Source organism: Acinetobacter sp. RF14B (assembly GCF_006864105.1).
Taxonomy (GTDB): Bacteria; Pseudomonadota; Gammaproteobacteria; order Pseudomonadales; family Moraxellaceae; genus Acinetobacter; species Acinetobacter lwoffii_C.
Map to the genome: position 1 here is coordinate 1 of NZ_SMTB01000265.1, position 469 is coordinate 469.

A 469-nucleotide genomic window follows, 5' to 3' on the forward strand; every position below is an offset into this window, starting at 1 on the left:
CCCGGCGTCGTCCGTCAACATGGCAGATGATCAAAATATCTCAGCGCAGATCCGCGGCAAAATAAAGAATTATGCTGCGGCGGGTAAAGTTCAGCAGGGCCGGCTGGTGGTCAACGGTGCCAGTATGCCGCAGAGAATTGAATCCGATGGTTCATTTGCACGCCCTTATATTTTCACTGAAGGCAGCAACAGCGTGCAGGTCATCAGCCCGGATGGGCAAAGCCGGCAAAAAATGCAGTTTTACTCAACGCCGGGTACAGGAACGATTCGTGCACGTTTACGGCTGGTTCTCTCGTGGGATACGGACAATACCGATCTCGATCTCCATGTTGTCACGCCCGATGGCGAACACGCCTGGTACGGTAACACCGTGCTGAAAAACAGTGGTGCACTGGATATGGATGTCACGACGGGGTACGGACCCGAGATTTTCGCCATGCCAGCACCAGTTCACGGGCGCTATCAGGTG

Annotated in this window: 1 protein-coding gene; it reads left to right on the forward strand. The window is 54.4% G+C overall.

Going from position 1 to position 469, the window contains the following annotated elements:
* Window positions 1-19 precede the first annotated feature (19 nt).
* A partial coding sequence (locus E2K52_RS14885; RefSeq protein ID WP_151205737.1) for a YfaP family protein occupies window positions 20-469 on the forward strand: 450 nt, incomplete at its 3' end.